Source organism: Mesorhizobium sp. KR2-14 (genome assembly GCF_040049255.1).
In the GTDB taxonomy this organism is placed as follows: domain Bacteria; phylum Pseudomonadota; class Alphaproteobacteria; order Rhizobiales; family Rhizobiaceae; genus Pseudaminobacter.
The window spans coordinates 100,031-121,181 of sequence record NZ_JBDZDR010000004.1 but is presented as its reverse complement, the minus strand read 5'-3'; the positions used below and the strand labels follow the sequence as shown (position 1 = coordinate 121,181).

Genomic DNA, 21,151 nt, shown 5'->3' with positions numbered 1-21,151 from the left:
TTGCCTTTTTACCGATGATTCTGACCTTCCCGGAAGAACGTCAGTGGGCGCTGCGGCTACCTCCGGTTACAGATCCATCGGCGGGCTTATGAAGGATCCTTCCCTCATCGCTTCAATTATGCCAACAATGACGCGCTGGCGGCCTCCAAAGTCATGTTCATGTAAGCGTGCGGCTCATCGAACTTAGTAATCACGCCAGGCACGACATCGGCATTTGAAACTGGGGAAAAGCAATTGTCCGGTTCCGTCTTGCAGTTGCGATGGAGTGGTAGACCAACGATTTCATCGTAGGAAAAACTTGGCAGCGCTGTTCACCGCAGGAGTCTTCGGGAGACAATAGTTGACCATCGATTCTTATCTGGCCACTGGTGCATGTCTGATCGACCATCGTTGCGGACGCCGCTACGATCGCCTGGCTGTGCAAAATGCGGTCTGGAACCGTGTCAGGGAGCTTGGCGAAGCGTACGTAACCTCCGCCGACCTCGTCGTCCTCGCCCATGGTGATGGTGCCGCCCTGCTCGTCGACCTGCTGGCGGTCTGGTCATGCGGCGCAGCGGCTGTGGTCGTTTCCCATGGCATCACGCGCGAGGAGCGCTGCATCGTGCGCGACACGACGGCGCCGCGCGCCTGGATCGGCCATGCGGCCCCTGATGGGGTCACCACCCTGGCGCCGGCGGAGTTCGTGACGAAGGCTGCGGCGCCCGTCCGATCGATGGCGCGGCTCGACGATCTGGCCCTGGTCATGATGACCTCCGGCACCACCAGCCGCCCCAAGGGCGTGATGCTGACGCATCGGGCGGTGCAGGCAAGGCTCGCGCTCAATGTCGCGCATATCGGCCGCCAAGACCTTGCCCTCGCACTCACCGTGCTGCCGATGCATTTTGGCCATGGGCTCATCGGCAACACGCTGACGGCACTTGCCGCCGGCGCCGGGCTGGTCCTCTGGCCGGAGCCGGGCCCGACCGGGCTGCATGCGTTGGGCAAGGTCATTGATGAGTATGGTGTAACCTTCATGAGTTCGGTCCCGTCGCTGTGGCGCGTCGCACTCAAGCTTTCGCCGCCACCGAAACGCGGCACATTGCGGCGCGTGCATGTCGGGTCGGCGCCGTTGGTGGCATCGCTGTGGACGGATATCGCGGCTTGGACCGGAACGAATCGCGTGGTCAACATGTATGGGATCACCGAGACGGCCAACTGGATCGGTGGCCGCAGCGCCGAAGAAGGCGGCCTTGGCGACGGCATCGTCGGTCGGCCCTGGGGCGGCGCATTTCGGGTTCGTCTTGCTGACGGCAGCTTCGCAGCGCACGGGCGTGGCGAGGTGGCGGTGAATTCGCCCAGCCTCATGACAGGCTATCTCAACCGCCCCGATCTCACCGCCCAGAGCTTGTCGGGTGACTGGTTCCTCACTGGCGACATAGGCGAGATCGACGGCGACGGGGTGCTGCGTCTCGTCGGCCGCAGCAAGCACGAGATCAATCGCGGCGGTATCAAGATACCGGCGGAGGAAATCGATGCACTGTTGGAGCGTCACCCTGGCGTCATCGAGGCCTGCGCCTTTGCGCTGGCCGATCCTCTCAGCGGCGAAACGGTTGCGGCCGCGATCGTGACCGAGCCCGATGCGGCTATCGACGCAGAGGCAATCCGCGTCTGGTGCGAGACGCGCGTCCGCCGCGAGGCGATGCCATCGCGCCTCTTCATCCTCGATGCCTTGCCGCGAACTGATCGAGGCAAGCTCAATCGTGACGTCGTCAGGAACGCCTGCCTTTCCGCGGCCAATGGACAGGAGATATGACAAGCCATCCGAAATCGATCAAGGCAATTGAACTCGCCACCGAGCGATTCGTGCTGCGGCCCATCGAGCCTGTCGCCTTTGCGCGGCGGACCCTGCATTGGACGAGCGACCGCCAGGCCTTTTCGGATTTGGCATGGAAGTCCGATGGCTGGACGATGTGGCGCTGGTGGCGGCATTTGCGCAAACTCGCGCGCAAGGATCGTATGGGCCACGGCATCTGGCCTAAAGGTGCCACCGAACCCATCGGGATGCATATGGTCGCCTATCAGCCCTCGACGGGCAACATCACCTTCGGCGTGCTGATCGCGGACCATGGCTGGCGGGGCAAGGGCGCCGTCGTCGAGGTGCGCGAGGCGGTTCTGGGGGACTGCTTCGAGCGCCTTGGCGTGCACCGAGCAACCGGATGGGTCAATGCCCGCAACTTCGCATCGCTGTACAACTATCAGCGGCTGGGCTTCAGGCGCGAAGCGGCGATGCGCGAAAGCTTCGTATTGTTGGATGGTTCGCTCGTCGATCAACTCGGATTCGGGCTGCTGCGTTCCGAGTGGTTCGATGGGCGAAAAATGTTGAAATCACACCAGCGCGAGGACACCGCATGAGCGATACACACCTCGAAGCAGCCCGCGCCCTGGTGGCAGGGGTGCTCGAACTTCCGGTTGAGGCAATTCCGCTTGACGGCAGTGTCGACACGATCCCGGCGTGGGACAGCGTTACGCATGTGCAGATTCTGCTGGCGATCGAAGCGGAAACCGGACGGCTGCTCGACAGCGAACGCATTGCGACGATGCGTTCGATTAGCGACGTGGCCTTGGCGCTCGCGGGAAAAACTTCGGCCAAATAGCGAGTTCTGATACTCACATGTTGTTCAGGTAGCGACAGTACCAGACCAAATCCACTCATTGTGCGCTGATGCCGCGCCTTCCAGGCGCACACCAAACCAACCGCAGTCCGGTGAGATGCGGCGGGCGGGCGGGGTCCAGGCTTACTGTTATGGCCTTGGGCCAGGGCGATGCGGCTCAAGACACATGCTCGGCTGACGTTTGGTGATCCACACATCACGCGCCTGACGAACGTTCGCGCGTGCGCGCTCCGAACCCATCAGCGCTTTTTTATATGTGAGGCCTTCGCAAAGGAGAAAGCGCGACAGCGAGGACGTCGGCACCCGGAGACCATGGCTTTTTGGGGGCGCGCGCCGCACGTCGCACCCGCCGCTGTCCGATGAGACGCGGCGGGCGGAGTTCAAGGCTTGCAGTTACTTTCCCTTTACGCCGGTAACCTTGCCACCTGCAGTAACAGCCTGCAGCGTGATCTTTGATTTGACCAAGACTGGTTTGCTATAGACGCGTTTCATGGGGTTCCCTCCAGATCAGATTCAGACTAAACCAAAGGATATGCTTACCTGTATTCCCAACTTACAATAAGCAATGACGTAACGTCAAGATTGGTCATCGAGGCTGGACATCAGGCCTTCGCCAGCGCGCGAGAACGCCTGTGGTTTTTGGGGGGCAAATAAAGCGCGCATTGCAGCAGTAGCCTGGGGAACGGCTTCCGCCGTGAACAGCGCGTGGCAACGCTTCACGCAGGTTTTCCAGTCATGCGCAACAGCCGCCGATACATGTAGCGTTGCGGCAGCAGCCGCCATCTGTGGGTGCTCTTGGCCGACAGAACCATGGCTGGAGTAATCATCAGTTGTTCCAGCCCGGCCCAGGGGACCGGCCCGAGCGCGCCGAGAAGCGCATGGCTTGGCTCGCAGCCATAGAGCCTGTGGGCAAGACGGAGCATCGTGGCGACCGGCAACAGGGCGCCGGACCTCAAGGTGCGTTGGCGGAGTTCGGTGGGATCGACGCCGCTGCGTGCCACCATCAGGCCGTCGACGACATATTGCAGCCGGCCGAACAGGTGCGACGTCGCGCCATGCAGGGCGCACAGGACCAGCTTGGCGGCGGGCGTTGCTCCTCCTGCTGCGGGGGCCGCGTAGAGGTCGTAGGTCAGGGTCTGGCGTGCGCGCAGTTCCGGTGCATGGACAAGGTCGGTGTGAACCTCGACCAGGATGACGCCACCATGCGCGTCGGTACGCGTCCATTGCCGTTCGGTATGTTCGACACGCTTCTTGCTCGGCAGATGGGCGGTGAAGCCGTGGCTCGCCAGAATCTGGCCCAGCGCCTCTTCTGCCTGCGGTCTCACCAGCAAATCGATGTCGGAAAACGTGCGGGCGTGCAGGCCGCCATAGGCGCTCTCCGCCAAGTCGACGCCCTTTATCAAGACGACGGGCAGCGCGGATTCGGCCACATCGGTTAGGATCTCGCGTGCGGCATTGGAAAGCAAGACTGCGCGCGCAACATCCTGCAGCCGCAGATCGTTGGCACGGGCCATCAGCGCATCGATTACGGTGCGGCTGCGTGCGGGCTCTCCGGAGACGAAGGCTTCTGGCGCCATTCGCAACTGCAGGCCGAGATTGCGGACCAGGCCGGGGCGGATGTTGTGGCGTCCCGCGGCGTCGAGGATTTTGGGCAACAGCGCCAGTTCGGTGTCCGAAAAAGGTGCTGGCGACCACTGCGGATTGGGGCCGCTCGGATCGGACAGCCTCGCCAGCCAAGCCTCGAGCTTGCTCGTCATGGCAAATTCCTCCCGGGCTGCGTGGAACGGTCCATCGCCGCGGCAACCAGGGCCGGCAAAGTTGCCAGCTCCGTCCCGGCTGAAATGACAAAGGTCGGCACCTGTGCGACCATCTGGGCGAAGGCATTGAAGCGCCTGATCGCCCTGGGAACCAGGCCGGCGGGGCGCCAGGCGACGTTGTCATGTGCGATGGCGAACAGCATTTCCGACTTCGGCAGCGGCGCTATTGCGTGTCCGCCTGTCGAGCGTGGCCCAAGCAGGAAGATGGCGGCCAATTCTACCGGTTCTCGCCCAGTTGCCACCTCAATGCGACCCGCAAGGCCCTCGAGTGGCAAGCCTTGCTCCCCATTCTCGTCCCAGCAGTCCGGCAATGTCCCAAGCCACGGCAGCAGTTCGGCGGTTCTGCGGTGAACCTTGAGAGGCCGAGGAAATCCCCAGACATGCGGTCGGGCGGCATCGGGGATCAGGGCGCTGGCGTCGTCGGTCATCAGCGAGTACCCGTCATGGGCAAGCGCCAACGCCGTCGTCGTCTTGCCGCCTCCCGATGGAACGCACACGAGCGCCGCCCGCCCGGACCGCTTCTCGATCAGGCAGGCGGCGTGAACCATATGCTGGCCTGTGGCCATGAGTGCAGCGTCGGTGACGAGCATGACGGCGGAGCCGAAGAAATGTGAATGGCTCCCCGGCCGGAACTCGGCGAGGGCCTTGCGTTCGAGATGGTCGATGACAAGGACGCCGCCGCCGTCGACCTCGAGCACGGCCGATCCGTCGGACTCGAACACACGTCCCATATGGCCGTCGGGCAGTTGGCCCTCCCAGGTCAGAGGCAATCCGCCGGCCCAGGCCGGGCTGGTGGTTTCGCGGATCGTCAATTCGAAATCGGGTGATGTGACCGCGTCGTCACGAACAAAGCCCCCAAAGGCCTGGCGCAGCCTATCGATCCAAGACCCGGCGTCCGCAGTCACCTTGAAACGCGATCCGACGAAATCCAGCAGAATGGCTGCTTCAGTCATGAACTAGGCTCGCCAGTTGTACCGTTTGTTGCGCGGGCGCAGCCGTGCGCCCGTCATAGGAGAAGAGCTCGAGCATGGGTACTTGCGGCGGATTCATGACCGTCTGGCCTTCAAGGCTGACCCAGCAATGCGCGCGCGGCCGGGTTGTGAGCGCCGTCTTCGGCACGATCGCGAAATGCAGGACGGGCCTTTGGCCGCTCAGGGCGAGATAGTGAAAGGCCAGCAATCCCTCGCGCAGGCATCGCCGCCGCCGCATCCGCCAGGGCCGCGCGACGACGGCCTTCACCGCAGCGATCACCTCACCGGGCGCCATGTCGCCATAGGCGCGCGTCTGCGGATCGGGCGTTGCGCGTTTGAGAATTTCGCCAAGCGGCCGCCTTCTTGCAAATACCGGCATGAGCCTTGCGGCGATCCACAGGTTCCATCTGAATGGCAACCGTGCGGAGGGAAACGGCATCATTGGGCGATGACGACCAGGGATTCGGCAGCAAGCCCGTTGGCGACCTCGATCAGGTCAGCCAGCACAATTGCTGGTTCCACGTCGAAAGCGTCAACCATCCGGCCGGCAATGTCGGCGACACTGCGTTCGCCGTCGAGTTCCTGCAGGAAGCTCAGCGTGGTGTCATTGACGGTGTACATCTCGCCGGTATCGATCCTCAGCAGCACGCCTCCGTCCTCCTCGCCGAGCGATTGCAACGAGACATGTGACGGGAGAGCCAGTCGTGTGGCGGACGATACGGTGAGTAAGGCTGTGGGGGTTGGCACTTGCGGCTCCTTTGCGTCATCCCGTCGCCAAGAGTTCAAGCATGGTTGCAGACGATGCCGCATGCAGCCAGTTTGTGCAAGATGGCCGGCATCGGGTGATGCGCGAAGCTTGTTGCCGTGTCGGGTGCTCTGGGCAGGACCGATGCCCGCTGACGATTCCAGGACGCCAGAATGGCTGGTCGCTCCCCGGAACCGCGTGCGGCGCCAGGTCTCAAGAAGCTCGACCTCTTCGAAAGCCGCTCGAATGGTCTTCGAACTGCCGCACCATAGCAGCCGTTATCTTCATCCCCATTACTTGCCGACAAGTTCGTACAGACGCTCGACATCGGGAGCCTTGGCTCGGAGGGCCGCCAGTTGCGCCATCTGCGGCTCGATGCGCAGACGAACTTCCATGATCTCGAGGAAATCCGTCCCGGCGACGATTGCGCCGAGTCCGGCCGCAGACCAGCGCAAGTACTCGACCCCTGGCGACGCCAGACACGGCCCTCCGCCTCCAGAACCTCGAGGGCACGCCGGATGTCGCGGCGTCCAACGCCGAGCCTCTCGGAAAGCACCCATTCCGTCGGCAATTTGCCGTCCGCGCTTACCTCGTCGGACTGCAGAAGCTCGCGCAGCTTCTCCAGCGCGTAAGTAGAATTTCTGCACGGTTCGCGACCTCAAATCGTTTGGGGACAGATGTAAACGGCAAGAATGTTCATCCGCAAGGCTGCTCCACCAGTCGCGCGCCTCGCTTAGCGCTTTGGGTAAAATCGAGGCTGCGTTCAGGTCAGTCGCGTCGTCCGACCTGTTGCGCTAAACGTCATTCGCGTGCGCATTGGTACGACCGTAGTGCGCATGTGGTCGCGAGGGCTTCCGCTTGCTGTATTCCACCGATGTGCTCAACGGCCGATTTTGGGGGCGCGATTTGGATATTGCGAGCGCACCCCATGAACGTCCGCTTTTGGGAGTGTCGGACTTATTGCCGAATGGCGGAGATCGGGCGCGCTGCCGCCCGGCAGCTTGGGGGCCGCTAGCGGACCGTCCGGTTTCGGGGTGCACATCGCGGTAAGCTGCCGTTAGCTTCGCACGTGGAAGCTTTAGACCTTCGCAAGCTGAGGGGGCCGAGATTCTCAACGTCTCCGGGCTGATCGACCAGTCCCTCAGCACTGCATCGGCGCCGAAGCGCAATCACCCGCACCGCCACTGCATGACAGATCGACAAGTCCCGGGTAGTCAGGCTGAACCAGCACTGATGCTCCGTGGATTCGCCAACAACCATGCTGGCCTGGTGAGCTATCTCAGTCCACACGAATTTGAACAAGATGGGAGGGAATAGTTCAATTCAATGTCGGGACGGAGGCACTTGCGATCAAGCGGGCTAGACGTTCCAATAGAGCGGGATGACCCATTCTGACGGGAGTTGTCTCATGGTCGATCTGTATGACTATTCGCTTCCAACGATATTTCTGGTTGGCATCCTCGCAATTCTGACCGCGATCGAGATCGGTCGTCAGCTTGGTGCGCGCGTTGGTGACCAGGGCGACGATCACGTTCCCACACTGGAAGGCGCGGTCATCGGTCTGCTGGCACTGGTAGTGGCCTTCACGTTTGCCACGGCGCTCTCGCGCTTTGACGCTCGACGAACTGCCGTGTTGGCCGAAGCCAATGCAATCACTACGACAGCCTTGCGCGCGCGCCTCCTACCCGAACCGCATCGCAAGGAAGTATTGGACCTGCTGCGGGACTACGTGAACATCCGGCTCGATCTCACCACGCGTTCAACAACACAAGCCGAATGGGCGGCGGAGATCGACAAGTCGAATGCGATCCAAGAGAAACTCTGGCAACAGGCAATGGCGATGGCCGCATCCGATCGCGGGATGATACCCTCAGGCCTGTTCATCCAGGCCCTGAATGGGATGATCGACGACCAAGCAAGACGGCTGGCCGCGCACCGCAGTCGCGTGCCGAACATAGTGCAATTGGCACTTTTCGGAATCGCCATCGTCGCGAGCGGGTTCGCAGGTTACGCAAGCGGTCTTAAAGCCCGGCGCTCTCGGATACCGGTCTACGTCATGGGCTTCCTGGTCACTTGCGTCATAGTCCTGATACTGGACCTCGACAGGCCGGGAGCCGGGGCCATTGAAGTGGACCAACAGCCGATGATTGATGCGGCCGCCAGCATTGCCGCAATATCCGAGTAAATGGGATCCAGCACTGCGCCAAGCGATCGAGAACGCGACGCGAGATGAAACAGCGAACAAGACAGGAAAGATGCTGTCCATGTGGCCTTGGGAGGGGCTTGGAAGCCGCCCACGCTCGACTATTCGGCGAGCCACTAGGAATCCCCTCGATGCCGCCGAAGCGGCGGAACAAGGTGCCTGCGGCGATCTTCTAGGAAAGACCGATTATCGCGGCGCGTTAGGCCTGATGGGTGAACCGGATGCTCGGTGGGGTTCGGAGCTATCGTTCAAAGAGGGAGCGCTGCGCGTCGCATCCGACGCACCGGGCGCCAGCGGAGCTCAATGTACCGTTCCTTGTGTGTATCGCTGTCATCATGTTCCCGATCCCCACCTTCGCGCAGGAACTGGTCCTTGCGATCTCGGCGCCGCCGCCGGAGTTCGGAGCACGCAAAATCTTCTTCATGCTGTTTCTGATGCTTGGACCGGTCAAGATCCTGGTGCCCTTCGTGAACATGTCGCACAAAGCCGATTCCGTGTTTCGTCGGCGGCTCGCCACGAGGGCCATTCTGTTTTCGGCCGCTGCGCTGGCAATTGCCGTCATGCTAGGCCGCAACTTGCTGGAGGGCTTCGAAATCTCAGTGCCTGTGCTCGCGATGACCGGAGGCATTGTCCTGTTTCTGGTCGCCCTGGGAACCGTACTGCAACAATCGTCGGGCGCCGTCGAGCGCTCGAACGAGGACCAGCCGCCCGCAGAATTGGGGCATGCCCTCACTCCACTGGCGTTTCCGATAATAGTCACACCCTACGGGGTTGCCGCAGTGATCGTGTTTGCGACCCTGGCAGGGGAGCAGTACCACTCACAGTTTCGGGTAGGCGCGATCGTCGCCCTCATCTTGCTGCTTGACTGGGTCGCAATGCTGTTCGCCGAGTCGATTTTGAGATGGGTTGGCACCGCGCTTCAAGTGTTTGCCGTCGTTCTCGGCGTTACCCAAATTGCCCTTGGCTTGCAGATAATCCTGCACAGTCTGTGCATGGTTGGTGTCATCACAGGATGCCGTATCTAGACTTTGAGTTGGTGCGAACTGGATGGCACGGCAACAATGCCCCCGCTTAAGGTGGCAAATGCCCACTCCATCCGGCTCGAATGTATCGTCGATGCGGTATTATTCCGGGACGTCTGGGAACTTATGCTAGCATAGAAGTTACGTCCGCAGGGGCTTACCTCATGCGCAATAGCGAGGGCTTTGCTGAGGCGCGGCGGTGATGATGGTGACGTGGTTGCTATGGAAACGGTCCTTGTCATCAATGCGGGTTCATCAAGCCTGAAGTTCCAATTGTTCGGCGTCGCCGCAGCAGGCGATTTGCAGCGGTTGGTCAAGGGGCTCGTGGACGGCGTCGGCACCTCGCCGCGCATGCGCGCCTTAGGGGTGGACGGGGTGCCACTGATAGACCAGGGCTATTCGCACGATCATATACCCGACCTTTCCGCCGCCGCCCAACTTGCGGGAACCTGGCTGAGCGAGAGGCAGGGCTTCAATCTTGTCGCCGTCGGGCATCGCGTGGTTCAAGGAGGACCGGATCATGACCAACCCCTAAGGGTGAACGAAAGCGTCCTGCGAAATCTGGAACGCTTCGTTCCTCTTGCTCCCCTCCATCAACCCGGCAATCTGGAGCCGATCCGCATGCTGCTGCAGAGTCGCCCCGACTTGCCTCAAGTGGCCTGTTTCGACACCGGGTTCCACCGAGGCCACACCGACGTAGCGGACTATTATGCACTCCCTCGGCGCTTCCATGGTCGAGGTGCGCGGCGCTACGGCTTCCATGGCCTATCCTATGAATATGTCTCCGCGCGGCTCCGCGAAGTGGCCCCGAAGATTGCTGACCAGCGGGTGATCGTCGCCCATCTGGGAAACGGCGCCTCAATGTGTGCCATATTCGCGGGGCGCAGCATCGAAACCACGATGGGATTTACCGCGCTCGACGGGCTGCCGATGGGAACGCGTTGCGGTCAGATCGATCCGGGCGTGATCCTCTACCTCATGACAGAAACGGGGATGACGGCGACAGAGATTCAGGATCTCCTATACCGCGAAAGCGGGCTGAAGGGCCTTTCCGGCATCAGCAGCGACGTCCGTGATCTGCTGGAAAGCGACAGTCCGCAAGCCGCCTTCGCCCTGGATTATTTTGTCTACCGTGTCGGGCTTTATGCAGGCACGCTCGCCGCAGCCTTGAATGGTCTTGATGCGTTTGTCTTCACAGCCGGCATTGGAGAAAACTCGGCGTTGATGCGCGCGCGCATTGTCGAAAACCTTGCCTGGCTGGGGGCCGAGCTTGACCCGGTGGCGAATGCAGAGGGAAGGCTGGCGATTTCGACCAGTTCCAGCCGCATTGTCTTGCTCGTCGTTCCCACAGACGAAGAACTGATGATCGCGCGGCACACACTGGAAGTGATCAGCAAAGACACCTCTGGTGCAAAGTAGGGGCTCGTGACAGAAGACCTAGTCACGTTTTGCAAGGTTTCAGCGCCGCCGCCCGCCTCCACGAAAGCCGCCGCCGCCTCGAAAGCCGCCGCGACCTATGGCTTGGCCACCACCGCGCCGGGCACCGGCCATCTGGTGACGAGGGCGATACGCGGTCATGCCGTGGCGGCCATGGCTAGCGGCTCGCATCGCGTGAGCGCCGCGATTTGAAGCCACGTTCTGCATCTTGCCATGACGGGGGTTGCTCACGCCGGACGGTTTTTTCGCCCGGTTATGCGCCCCACTTGTGGGCCTCGCTTTCGCGGAAGGCCGGTTGACGTTGGACGCTGTCTTGACGTTGGGCTTGTGGGCGGTCGCCTTCGCGGCGCCAGCGCTCTTGGCTTTGGCCCTGTTGACGTTCTGCTTGTTGAGATTTGCCTTGTGCTGGCCGGGTTGGCCCTTCAAACCCTCGAGCGTGCTTTTCCGAACATTGCCAGCGTTGCGGGATGCCGCTGGCTTGCGCTCGTTCCTGATGTTGGCGGCCCGATTGCCAACGTTGTTCGCGCCATTGCGCTCCAAGCTGTTCCTGATGTTCGCCTGGCTGAACTTGGCGGATTGATCCCGGTTGATATTGATCTTCGACCGGTCGACATTGCGCCAGTCGATGTCGTTGAAGTTCACCTTGCCGTTGAAGTCGCGATTGTTGAAGCAATGGTTGCAGTCGACATCAATGTCGTTGCCCCAGCGCCCGCCCCAGACACCCCAGTCGTTCCAGTCGATGGCGGCCGCCCATGCTGCGCCGGTGACCGCCGCGGCAAAGAAGGGAGCCGTCGGGTACCAATAGTCGGGATAGGCTTCGGGATAGTAGGAGATCGGTTGTGCCGGGTACTCAGCCACGTAAAGCATTTCCGGGTCGTATTGCGGCACATAGATCTTGTCTGGGATCGCTGACTGGATGATGACCTTGTTCTCTTCCTCCGTCACCTTGATCTTGTCGTCCGACTTGATGATGTCCTTTTCAACCGCCTCGTGGCGCAGTTGCTGGATCGCGACCAACACATCCTTCTGCTGATCGACAATCGCGCTGCCCAGTTGCTGGGTCCAATCGAGATCCCGGCTCATCTGCTTGACGATCTCAGGATAGTTGAGCAGCGAGATGACGCTGCTATCCCAGTCTGCCTTAGGCTTAAGGCTCTTGTCCTTGGCGTATTGCTGGAGATAACGCTCAGCCTCGACGATCTGAAGCGGGTAGAGAGCTGCCTGCGAGATCACGGCGACCAGTTCATCCGGATAAAGCGCGATCGGAGCGACGAGGACCTTCAACTCGTCAGCGGTGCGCAGGGCCGGGGTGGGCGTGCCTCCTGGCGCGTTTGCAGCACCCGTCTGTTGCTGTGCATGAGTTGCGGGAAGCGTTACAAATGCGGCGACAAGAGTAAATGAGGTAGCCGCCAAAACCCAACGCCAGCGTGTCATGACGACCTCGATCTTGGCCGCGAAGCCAGCTTGCTAACTGTCGTATCAACATTAGTGCGGCTTCGTGAATCGACAATCAGTGAGGGATCACAGAAGCAGCACTTCAAGGTGAAGTCCCCGGGTGTATCCCCCATGTCTGCCCACGGCGTAGCGAGGGCCTGCTGGAAAGTTCCAGCGTCGCATTGTTGTGCAGCGTGCATTGCGCTTTCGGCCGGCGGCGGATCATCTCACCTTCCGTGCTCTTTCCTCTTCCCGCGACGCGAATGTTAGGTTGGAGGACAGCCACATTAGGCCGATTCTGGCGCGGCTGCGGCCTTCAGCAACGTGACCAGCGGCGTCTGCTTCCGTGCGTTGGCAAAGTTCGCCTCTATGTCCAACATGGGCGCGTTGCGGACGGGCTGTTAGTGCCGATTTCTGTCGGTCCTCTTTCGGAAACAATCGGCGCAGAGCGGCCGTTTCTTGAAGCACATAAGAGGTGTGATGTCAGGTCAACTGGGGATCAGTGATAGTTTCCTAGAGGCGCCCTACACCGCCACGGGGCGATCGCGGAGTGGAATGCGGTGCCCGGGGTGGCCCGAGCTTTCCTACCTTCCCAAGGCATGACGTCATCAGATTGACCTGACGTCATCCCTTACAGCCGGATCGCTTTCCGGCTGGAATCCTCAGCCGTGCTCGATTGCTCTTCGGCCAGAAGATAGCACCGTTCGTTCCTGTCGAAATCAACGATCGAGCGCCCGTTTGCGAATGCCGTCTGCAACAGAGCGCGTAGTTGGTTGCGCAGGTCGCGGGCCTGGTCAGGCGCCGTTTGCGTCAGTTGCTCGAGGTCTTTGGGAAGGGAAAGCGGTAGCGCTGTGGCTGGCTGCACAGGGCGCTGCCCACCCTGCGCCAGGGCGGCGACCACCGGCGCATCGAGGTGCCAGTCCACAAGAAGCCGGTCGGAAGCGAGGCCGCGGTTGATCCCTTCCATCTCGCCGTAATAATCCTCGAGATAGGTGTTCGAGGTCGCCGCCAACTGATGAATGTTCAAGACGGCGTTCACTGCGCGCAAAGGATCGAATGTCCAGCGAATCAGGGTGATGCCCCGCGCCAGGCACCAACTGCGCTGATACCGCTTGAGGCGGACGCCGAGGCCAGCGCCGCGCGCCATCGGCCGTACGGCCAGCCGGTGCGAATGCTGGATCGAAGGGTCGCGTGTCGGAAAGCCGAAGACGTAGCCGAGAAGCTGCCCCTCCGCAAAGGCGCCGCCGGCGAGGCCGCCCTCGGCCTGGATTACCATCATCAAATCGGCCGGATCGGGCAGGTCGCCCTGACCCCAGACTTCACGCTGAAGCGCCTCGGCAGCGCGGAATTCCGCCATGCCGGACAGTTCGCGCAGGACAACGCCGCTCATGACCGAAATTCCTGCCGCGACAAGGTGGCGGTGGCGAGATAATGCCGGTCTAGCGTCACGCCGATACCGGGACCTTCGGGCACCGGCATCCTTCCGTCCCGGGCTTCGAGTTTCTGCTCGATGATGTCGCGGGTAAAATAGCGGCTGGCCGAGGAGGTGTCGCCGGGCTTTGTGAAATTCGGCAGCGTCGAGAGGTGGATGTTGTGCGCCCGGCCGATTCCCGATTCCAGCATCCCCCCGCACCAGACCGGCACGCAGAAGGCTGCGCACAGATCGTGGATGGCGCGCGCCGCCGCATGGCCACCGACGCGCCCAACCTTGATGTTGATCACCCGTGCCGCATCCGCTTGCAGCGCCTTGCGCGCGTGCTCCACCGTGCGGATGCATTCGTCTAGGCAGATCGGCGTGCGGACGCGCGATTGCAGCGTGGCGTGATCGTGGATGTCGTCCCAGGCCAGCGGCTGCTCGATGTAGTCGAGGTCGAATTCGTCCATTCGCCTGATCAGGTCGGTATCAGCCAGCGTATAGCTGCAATTCGCATCCACGGTCAGATGGGCGTCCGGGAAGTCCTGCCGAACGGCCTTGAGGAGCGCGATGTCGTGGCCGCGCTTCACCTTGAGTTTGATCCGCCTGTAGCCCTGCCGCACATGGGCGGCGACGCTGTCCAGCGTCGCGGCAATCGGCGCGATGCCAAGCGAGACGCCGACGTCCACCGCCTCGCCCTCGCCGCCGAGCGCGGTCTGGAGCGGCATGTCAAGCGCCTTGGCCCACAGGTCCCAGAAGGCCATCTCCAGCGTCGCCCGGGCCATGAAGTTGCCGCGCCATGGCTCGAGAGCCCGCGCCAGCGATGACGGATGGGGGAACGCCTTACCCAGAACCTGCGGCAAAAGCACGGTCGCCAGAAGGTCAATCGCCCCGGTTACCGTCTCTTCCAGATAATCGGGCAGCGTGTCCATCACGCCCTCCGCGTAGCCTTCCAGCCCGCCCGAGCGAAGGATCAGCAGCGGGAAAATCTTTTCGGTCATCGTGCCGGTGGCGATGGTGAACGGGTTCACCAGCGGCAGCCGCACCAGGCGCAATTCGGCGCCGTCGATGCGAAGCGGCAGGCGGGTGGACGTGGAATCGGGCATGGCGGGCATCCTCAGCAGTGCGCTTCCGAAGCATCTTTACAGTTTACTTGCATTGTTGACGAGGTGAAAGATTCCTGTCACGCTAAGTTCATCTAACACGGGAGGGGAGAGCCGGTGGGCCGCTCGCAGGAGGCGCAATCTAACGGTACGGCCGATCGGACCGCCTTTGACGGCAATCTGCATGACCGTCTGACCGCAGCCGTGGAAGGCGGCACGCCTTCGGAGCGCGCGCTGGCGCATTATCTGCTGGCCAACCAGTCGTCGCTGCCATTCGAGACCGCGGCGACGCTTGCCCGCAAGGTGGGGGTTTCCGAGGCCTCTGTCGGCCGGTTCTGCCGCTCCATCGGCTACCGCCATCTCAAGGACATGAAATCCGGCCTCCAGGCGGATCTGGGCGACAAGCCCTGGCTCATCGGCGATCGGCTGAAGGATTTCCACCGCCGCAGTCGCGAAGGCGGGGCGGAACTCGCGCGGGCGCTGGAACGCGAGATTGCCGCGCTTGTCACCGTATACGAGCTTGCGGCGACGCCGGCCTTCGAGGCGGCGATCGAGCGGCTGGCGCGGCGGCGCTCGGTCTTCATCGCGGGGTTCCAGACGGAGCGCGGCCACGCTGTCGAACTGGCCCACAACCTGCAGTATCTACGGCCAGGCGTGCATCTGGCAGATGTCGCGGGCGGCCATTTCGCGGAAATCCTGCTGGGAGAAGCGGCCGAGACCACGCTCGTCCTGATCGATGGGTTGCGCTATTCGCGCCTGACGCACGATCTGGCATTGGCCGCGCGAGACGAGGAGATTCCGGTGACGCTGATCACCGATCCCTATTGCGACTGGGCGCCCGGCGTCGTCACCGAATTGTTCGCCGTGCCGACCGACCTCAATCAATTCTGGGACGCCACCTCGGCCATGTCCTCCCTGATAGGGCTGATGGTGAATGGCGTCTTTCGCGAGCTGGGGGCCGACGTCGAAACCAGGATTGCCCGCGTTTCAGCCCTCTACGACGAGTTCGTCGGCCATATCGTTCCCGGGCGCAGTCCGGGCAAAAAGTGAACCACAGGTTCCAACACAGAGGAAACGCCATGACCTTTCCCTTCCGCAAGACCTTGATTTCAGCCTCCGTCAGCCTTGTCGCGATCTTCGCCGCCCAGGCCCAGGAGGCAGTGTTCGTCGCTCCCAACAGCGAAGTGGGGATACCGACGCTGGATCCGATCCGGGCCAACAATCTGGGCCGCGGGACCGTGCTGATCTTCGACCGCCTGGTGAGCCAGGCAGCGGACCTGTCCTATCACCCCTGGCTTGCGGAAAGCTGGGAAGAAGCGCCGGACGGCATGGCCTGGACGTTTCATCTCAAGAAGGGCGTGACATTCCACAACGGCAAGCCGTTCGACTCCGGTGCGGTCAAGGCCTGGCTGGAACAGTTCAAGGCCAGCGAGAACGCCTATATGAGCGAGGCGATCGCCGAGGTTCAGGTGATCGACGGCGACACGGTGAAGTTCGTGATGGCGCGGCCGGAGCCCAACCTGCTCTACAACCTGTCTTCGAGCTACATGTCGGTCGTCGAACCGGAGTCCAGGGCCGCGCTCGGCGAGAATTTCGGCGTGACCGAGGTGTATGGCACCGGACCGTTCAAGCTGGAAAGCTTTACGATCGGCCAGGAGACGGTGCTTGTTCGCAACGACGATTACAAGTGGGGTCCGTCTCTGGCCAAAAACGCCGGGCCGGTGAAGATCGCCAAGCTGACGCTGCGCGAGATCGCCGAGGATTCGACGGCGCTGCTGGAACTCAAGACCGGCGGCGTCGACCTTCTGCTGAGCGTTCCCGCCGACCTCACCACCGAGGTGGAGAAGAGTGCGAACCTCGCCGTCCTGACCATGCCTGGCGAGGACGTCTACTACATGCCGATCAATGTGACGAAGGCCCCCTTCGACGACATCCGCGTGCGCGAGGCGGCGGCCAAGGCGATCAACCAGGAAGAAATACTGGCATCGGTCTTCGGGGGAATCGGATCCGTGGCCGACACGTTCCTGATTTCGGCCTTGCCGGAAAGCCGTGTCTCTGACAGCGCCAGGATCCACTTCGATCCTGACCGCGCGAATGCGCTGCTGGACGAGGCCGGCTGGCAGATGGGTGAAAACGGCGTGAGGGCCAAGGACGGCGCCCCCCTGAAGGTCAGCCTGTGGACTCAGTCGGATTCAATCTTCCGCCGCCTCTCCGAAGTGATCCAGGCGCAACTAAAGGCGGTCGGCATCGAAGCCGACATCACCACCTTCGACAGTTCGATGATCCGCGACCAGTACAAGACCGGCAACCAGCAACTGGCCGTGCGTTCCTATAACTGGGACAATGCCGACATCGTCGACTGGTTCTTCGGCGCCGACCGGCTCGGCTATCCCAACGTTTCCATGTTCAACGACCCCAAGGCGGAAGAACTGCGCGCAAGAGCCATGACCGGCTCGAAAAACATGGAGGAGCGCGTGGCGAATTTCACCACCTATCATGACTATGTGCTGACCCAGTTCCCGATGGCGCCGATCTATCAGCCAGTCCAGGCGGTCGCCTACAACAAGGACCGCCTGGTCATGCCCGAAGAGATCAATGCGCCTGGCATCAGCACGGTGGCGATAATGGACATGGAGGTGAAGGAGTAGGCGCGACCGCGGCAAGGGAGGACCGGCATGCTGCCGTGGCTGATCCGCCGTGTGCTGATGCTCGTGCCGGTTTTCCTGGCCGTGTCGGTGGTGATCTTCTCCATTCTCCACTTCATACCTGGTGACCCGATCGACAACCTGTTGAAGGTCGGGTCGCCGGCTTCGGCCCGCGCCGAGATGGAGGCGCGCTACGGTCTCGACCGGGCGCTGCCGGTGCAATACGGCATCTGGCTTGGAAAGGTGCTCCAGGGGGATCTCGGCATGGCCATCGTGGCGCGCCGGCCGGTTGCCGAACTGATCGCGCAGGCGATGCCGCATTCCTTGCGCCTGGGCGGCCTGGCGCTGCTTTTCTCGAGTGTCGTGGGAATAACGCTGGGGATCATCGCGGCGCTCTGGCGCGACCGCTGGCCGGATCGCGCCATCATGGGTGGCGTGCTCCTTGGCTCCACCATGCCCAACTTCTGGCTGGGGCTGATCCTGATGCTGATCTTTTCCGTCTGGATGGGATGGTTCCCGGTTTCCGGCGCGCGCGGCTGGAACTCGCTGGTGCTTCCGGTTCTGACGATCGGCCTCGGCGGCACCGCGCTGGTCACGCGCATCACCCGCGTGGCGATGATCGAGGCCGTCAGGCAGGACTTCGTCACGCTTCTGCACGCCAAGGGCCTGCCGCCCTGGCGCATCGAACTCCTTCACGTCCTTCGCCACGCGCTGATCCCGGTGGTGACGATCCTCGCGCTCAGGATCGGCTGGATCCTCGGCGGAGCGATCACCGTCGAGGTGGTGTTTGCCCGTCCGGGTCTCGGGACCCTGCTGATCAAGTCGCTCGGTCAGCATGACTATCCGGTGGTGCAGGCGTGCCTGCTGATGCTGGCGATGGCGGTGATGCTGGGCACGCTCCTGGGCGACGTCCTGCAGGCGATGATGGATCCGCGCGTCAGGGCGGCGATGGCATGAGCGCGTGGCCTGCCCCGTTGCGTGCGCTTCGCTGGCCGGTCGGCGGCATCGCCGGCGCGTGGCTCATCCTTATCGTCGCAGCAGCGCTTTTCGCCCCGGTGATCTCGCCCTATGCCTATGACGCGCAGGCCTTGAAGGAGGCCTATGGCTCGGCCTCGGCGGCGCATTGGCTGGGCACGGACGAGTTCGGGCGGGACCTTTTGACCCGCCTTATGTACGGCGCCCGCACATCGCTTTCGGTCAGCGCCACCGCGATCTCGCTGTCGGTGGCATGCGGCATGGTGCTCGGCGCGGCCGCTGCGTGGTTCGGCGGCCGGTTCGATCGCACTGTGACGGTGGTCGTCGACCTGACCTGGTCCTTCCCGGAGATCCTGATCGCGCTGATCCTGGTCGCCATCATTGGCCCCGGCACCACTGGCACCATGATCGCCATCGCCGTTGCCTATCTGGCGCAGTTCACCCGCCTGACCCGGGCCCAGATCATGACGCTGAAGGGGGAGACCTTTGTCGAGGCGGCGCGCAGTCTCGGGGCCGGCAACACGCATATCCTGCTGCGCCACCTGTTGCCCAACGCGTTCGCCCCCGTGCTCGTCGCGGCAATGCTGGCCACGGGCGATGCGATCATCCTCGAAGCGACGCTCGGCTTTTTCGGCCTCGGCGCGCAGCCGCCGGTGCCCTCCTGGGGCGGCATGATGTCAGCCGGCTCGGCGCTGATGTTCAAGGCGCCCTGGATCATCATCTTTCCGGGCCTTGCCGTGGCGGCGACGGTGCTGGCGATCAACCTTTATGGCGATGCGCTGATCGCCGAACTCGATATCCGTTCGAAGCTGCGGGGTGCCGGATGAGTCCGCTTCTGGAACTCTCGGGCGTCAGCGTCGCCATCGGCAATGTGGCGCTCCTCGACCGCATCAGCCTCAGCGTCGAAGCCGGCCGAATCCTCGGCCTCGTCGGTGAAAGCGGCTCGGGCAAGTCGCTGACCGCCATGGCCGCGATGGGGTTGTTGCCGCTTATCGGCGGGCGCGTCACGGAAGGCGAGGTGCGCTTTGCCGGACGGGATATGGCCGCGATGAGCGAGGCCGAACGCCGCGCGCTGCGCGGCCGGCGCATCGGTTTCGTTACCCAGAACCCGATGACCGCCCTCGACCCGGTGCAGCGGATTGGGGCGCAGGTCGATATCGTCTCGCGCCTGCACCTTCGCCTGACGAAAAGTGCGGCGCGCGCCCGCACGCTGGACCTGTTGACCCAACTGCGCATTCCCGACGCGGCAGCCGTGGTCGATGCCTATCCCCACCAGCTTTCCGGCGGCATGAAGCAGCGCATCGTGATCGCCATGGCGCTTGCCGGCGAACCCGAGTTGATCATCGCCGACGAGCCGACCACGGCGCTCGATGTCACGGTGCAGGCCCAGATCATCCAGATACTCGGCGCTCTGGTGCGCGACCGCGGGCTGGCGCTGCTGCTTATCACGCATGACATGGGGGTCATCTCGCAGATCTGCGACCGGGTCGCGGTGCTCTATAGCGGCCGCCTGGCCGAAGAGGGGCCGGTCGGCCCGATTTTCGCGGCCCCCGCCCATCCCTATACCGCCGCCCTGATCGACTGCATCCCGCAAGAAGCGACCGTCAGGGGCAGCCTTCGCGGCATTCCCGGCGCAGTGCCCTCGGCCCTCGCCTTCCCGACCGGCTGCCGCTTTCATCCGCGCTGCGGGCGGGCGACCGGAATCTGCCGGGACAACGCCCCGCCGCTTCTACCCCGAGACGCGGGAATCGTCGCCTGCCATCACGCAGGGACCGCGCCGTGACCGGCCCCCTGCTCCGCATCGAAGGGCTGACGAAACGCTTCCGGTCCGGCGGCGGCCTGTTCTCGCGTGAGCGCGCCATGATCGCGGTGCGCGATGTCTCGCTGGAAATCGCCCGTGGCGAAGTGCTGGGCGTGGTCGGCGAGAGCGGCTGCGGCAAGTCCACGCTGGCCCGCCTGATCGTGCGGCTGATCGAGGCGACCAGCGGTCGCGTCGTCTTTGACGACACCGAACTGACCGCCCTGTCCGCGTCCGCCCTGCGCGCGATGCGTAAGCGCATGGCGATGGTCTTTCAGGACCCCTACTCGAGTCTCGATCCGAGGTTCACCTTGGCCAGGGTGCTGGCCGAGCCCTTCCGGGTGCAGGGCCGTGTGATGCCGCCGGACGCCGTGGCCGCCATGCTCGCCGCCGTCGGCTTGCCGGAAACGCTTGCGACCAGTTACCCGCACCAGCTTTCCGGCGGGCAGCGCCAGCGCGTCGGCATCGCCCGGGCCCTGGCCCTGCGCCCCGATTTCGTCGTGCTGGACGAGCCGACCGCTTCGCTCGACGTCTCGATCCAGGCCCAGATCATCGCGCTTCTCGCCGATCTGCGCGACAAGATGGGGCTGACCTACCTGTTCATCAGCCACGACCTCGGCCTTGTGCGCTATTTCTGCGACCGCATCGTGGTGATGTATCTTGGCTCGGTGGTCGAGGTGCTGCCGGACACCAAAGCCGCGCCACGCCACCCCTATACCGATGCGCTGATGCGGTCGGGCTTTGCCCCCGATCCGGCCCGCCGGCGCGAAATCGCGCCGCTTGGCGGTGAGATCCCCAGTCCCTTCGCCTTGCCTGCGGGCTGCGCCTTTGCCACACGCTGCGCCTTTGCGTCCGACCGCTGCCGCAGCGAGCGGCCGGTGCTGTCACAGGACCCGGTCCATCCCGTCGCCTGCTTCCATCCTCTCTGAAAGCCAC

General features: G+C 62.9%; 19 protein-coding genes and 1 pseudogene. 12 read left to right on the top strand and 8 right to left on the bottom strand.

Annotated features, from left to right (window positions below):
* Positions 1–340 precede the first annotated feature (340 nt).
* From ABLE86_RS12680 to ABLE86_RS12670, 3 genes are read left to right on the top strand one after another with little or no spacing between them, the layout of a single operon-like run.
* Positions 341–1,792, top strand: a complete 1,452-nt coding sequence (locus ABLE86_RS12680; RefSeq protein WP_348779326.1) for a class I adenylate-forming enzyme family protein — start codon at positions 341–343, stop codon at positions 1,790–1,792.
* On the top strand, positions 1,789–2,391 hold the full coding sequence (locus tag ABLE86_RS12675) for a GNAT family protein (RefSeq protein ID WP_348779325.1): 603 nt from the start codon (positions 1,789–1,791) through the stop codon (positions 2,389–2,391). Before ABLE86_RS12680 ends, ABLE86_RS12675 begins: the two co-directional genes overlap by 4 nt.
* Positions 2,388–2,633 (top strand): acyl carrier protein, encoded by a 246-nt coding sequence (locus ABLE86_RS12670; RefSeq protein WP_348779324.1) that lies wholly within the window; start codon positions 2,388–2,390, stop codon positions 2,631–2,633. The genes ABLE86_RS12675 and ABLE86_RS12670 overlap by 4 nt, the downstream gene beginning before the upstream one ends.
* Before the next feature lie 734 nt (positions 2,634–3,367).
* On the opposite strand, the gene ABLE86_RS12665 is transcribed toward ABLE86_RS12670, so the two are convergent.
* From ABLE86_RS12665 to ABLE86_RS12645, 5 genes and pseudogenes are all read right to left on the bottom strand, one after another.
* Positions 3,368–4,408 carry a nucleotidyltransferase family protein gene (locus ABLE86_RS12665; RefSeq protein WP_348779323.1) on the bottom strand — a complete coding sequence of 347 codons (1,041 nt, stop codon included), beginning with the start codon at positions 4,406–4,408 and terminating at the stop codon, positions 3,368–3,370.
* Entirely contained in the window at positions 4,405–5,421 is a 1,017-nt protein-coding gene (locus ABLE86_RS12660; RefSeq protein WP_348779322.1) for a hypothetical protein, read from the bottom strand. Before ABLE86_RS12660 ends, ABLE86_RS12665 begins: the two co-directional genes overlap by 4 nt.
* Positions 5,414–5,881 (bottom strand): lasso peptide biosynthesis B2 protein, encoded by a 468-nt coding sequence (locus ABLE86_RS12655; RefSeq protein WP_348779321.1) that lies wholly within the window; start codon positions 5,879–5,881, stop codon positions 5,414–5,416. Before ABLE86_RS12655 ends, ABLE86_RS12660 begins: the two co-directional genes overlap by 8 nt.
* Positions 5,878–6,087, bottom strand: a complete 210-nt coding sequence (locus ABLE86_RS12650; protein ID WP_348779320.1) for a PqqD family protein — start codon at positions 6,085–6,087, stop codon at positions 5,878–5,880. Before ABLE86_RS12650 ends, ABLE86_RS12655 begins: the two co-directional genes overlap by 4 nt.
* A 393-nt stretch (positions 6,088–6,480) precedes the next feature.
* Positions 6,481–6,809: pseudogene (locus ABLE86_RS12645) on the bottom strand (GntR family transcriptional regulator); the annotation flags it as partial.
* 783 nt (positions 6,810–7,592) lie between these two features.
* Here ABLE86_RS12645 and ABLE86_RS12640 point away from each other — a divergent pair.
* The 3 genes from ABLE86_RS12640 to ABLE86_RS12630 all read left to right on the top strand — a co-directional run bounded on the left by ABLE86_RS12640 (position 7,593) and on the right by ABLE86_RS12630 (position 10,828).
* Positions 7,593–8,369 carry a hypothetical protein gene (locus tag ABLE86_RS12640; RefSeq protein WP_348779319.1) on the top strand — a complete coding sequence of 259 codons (777 nt, stop codon included), beginning with the start codon at positions 7,593–7,595 and terminating at the stop codon, positions 8,367–8,369.
* Positions 8,370–8,722: 353 nt separating this feature from the next.
* Entirely contained in the window at positions 8,723–9,412 is a 690-nt protein-coding gene (locus ABLE86_RS12635) for a MarC family protein (protein ID WP_348779318.1), read from the top strand.
* A gap of 219 nt (positions 9,413–9,631) precedes the next feature.
* Complete coding sequence (locus tag ABLE86_RS12630) at positions 9,632–10,828, top strand: acetate/propionate family kinase (RefSeq protein WP_348779317.1); 1,197 nt, start codon at positions 9,632–9,634, stop codon at positions 10,826–10,828.
* A gap of 39 nt (positions 10,829–10,867) precedes the next feature.
* Here ABLE86_RS12630 and ABLE86_RS12625 read toward each other — a convergent pair whose 3' ends face one another.
* The 3 genes from ABLE86_RS12625 to menC all read right to left on the bottom strand — a co-directional run bounded on the left by ABLE86_RS12625 (position 10,868) and on the right by menC (position 14,800).
* Positions 10,868–12,280, bottom strand: a complete 1,413-nt coding sequence (locus ABLE86_RS12625; protein WP_348779316.1) for a DUF3300 domain-containing protein — start codon at positions 12,278–12,280, stop codon at positions 10,868–10,870.
* A 631-nt stretch (positions 12,281–12,911) separates the two neighbouring features.
* On the bottom strand, positions 12,912–13,637 hold the full coding sequence (locus ABLE86_RS12620) for a GNAT family N-acetyltransferase (RefSeq protein ID WP_348779315.1): 726 nt from the start codon (positions 13,635–13,637) through the stop codon (positions 12,912–12,914).
* A gap of 29 nt (positions 13,638–13,666) precedes the next feature.
* On the bottom strand, positions 13,667–14,800 hold the full coding sequence (menC, locus tag ABLE86_RS12615) for an o-succinylbenzoate synthase (protein ID WP_348779314.1): 1,134 nt from the start codon (positions 14,798–14,800) through the stop codon (positions 13,667–13,669).
* A gap of 114 nt (positions 14,801–14,914) precedes the next feature.
* Between menC and ABLE86_RS12610 the strand changes: the two genes are divergently transcribed.
* The 6 genes from ABLE86_RS12610 to ABLE86_RS12585 are packed head-to-tail and all read left to right on the top strand — an operon-like array spanning position 14,915 to position 21,144.
* A complete protein-coding gene (locus ABLE86_RS12610; RefSeq protein ID WP_348779313.1) occupies positions 14,915–15,847 on the top strand; it encodes a MurR/RpiR family transcriptional regulator in 933 nt (310 codons plus the stop codon).
* A 29-nt stretch (positions 15,848–15,876) separates the two neighbouring features.
* Positions 15,877–17,445, top strand: coding sequence for an ABC transporter substrate-binding protein (locus ABLE86_RS12605; RefSeq protein WP_348779312.1), 1,569 nt, complete (start codon positions 15,877–15,879; stop codon positions 17,443–17,445).
* 27 nt (positions 17,446–17,472) lie between these two features.
* A complete protein-coding gene (locus ABLE86_RS12600) occupies positions 17,473–18,399 on the top strand; it encodes an ABC transporter permease (protein WP_348779311.1) in 927 nt (308 codons plus the stop codon).
* Positions 18,396–19,244 (top strand): ABC transporter permease, encoded by an 849-nt coding sequence (locus ABLE86_RS12595; protein WP_348779310.1) that lies wholly within the window; start codon positions 18,396–18,398, stop codon positions 19,242–19,244. The genes ABLE86_RS12600 and ABLE86_RS12595 overlap by 4 nt, the downstream gene beginning before the upstream one ends.
* Positions 19,241–20,200, top strand: a complete 960-nt coding sequence (locus tag ABLE86_RS12590) for an ABC transporter ATP-binding protein (protein WP_348779309.1) — start codon at positions 19,241–19,243, stop codon at positions 20,198–20,200. Before ABLE86_RS12595 ends, ABLE86_RS12590 begins: the two co-directional genes overlap by 4 nt.
* Entirely contained in the window at positions 20,197–21,144 is a 948-nt protein-coding gene (locus ABLE86_RS12585; RefSeq protein WP_348779308.1) for an ABC transporter ATP-binding protein, read from the top strand. Before ABLE86_RS12590 ends, ABLE86_RS12585 begins: the two co-directional genes overlap by 4 nt.
* Positions 21,145–21,151: the final 7 nt, after the last annotated feature.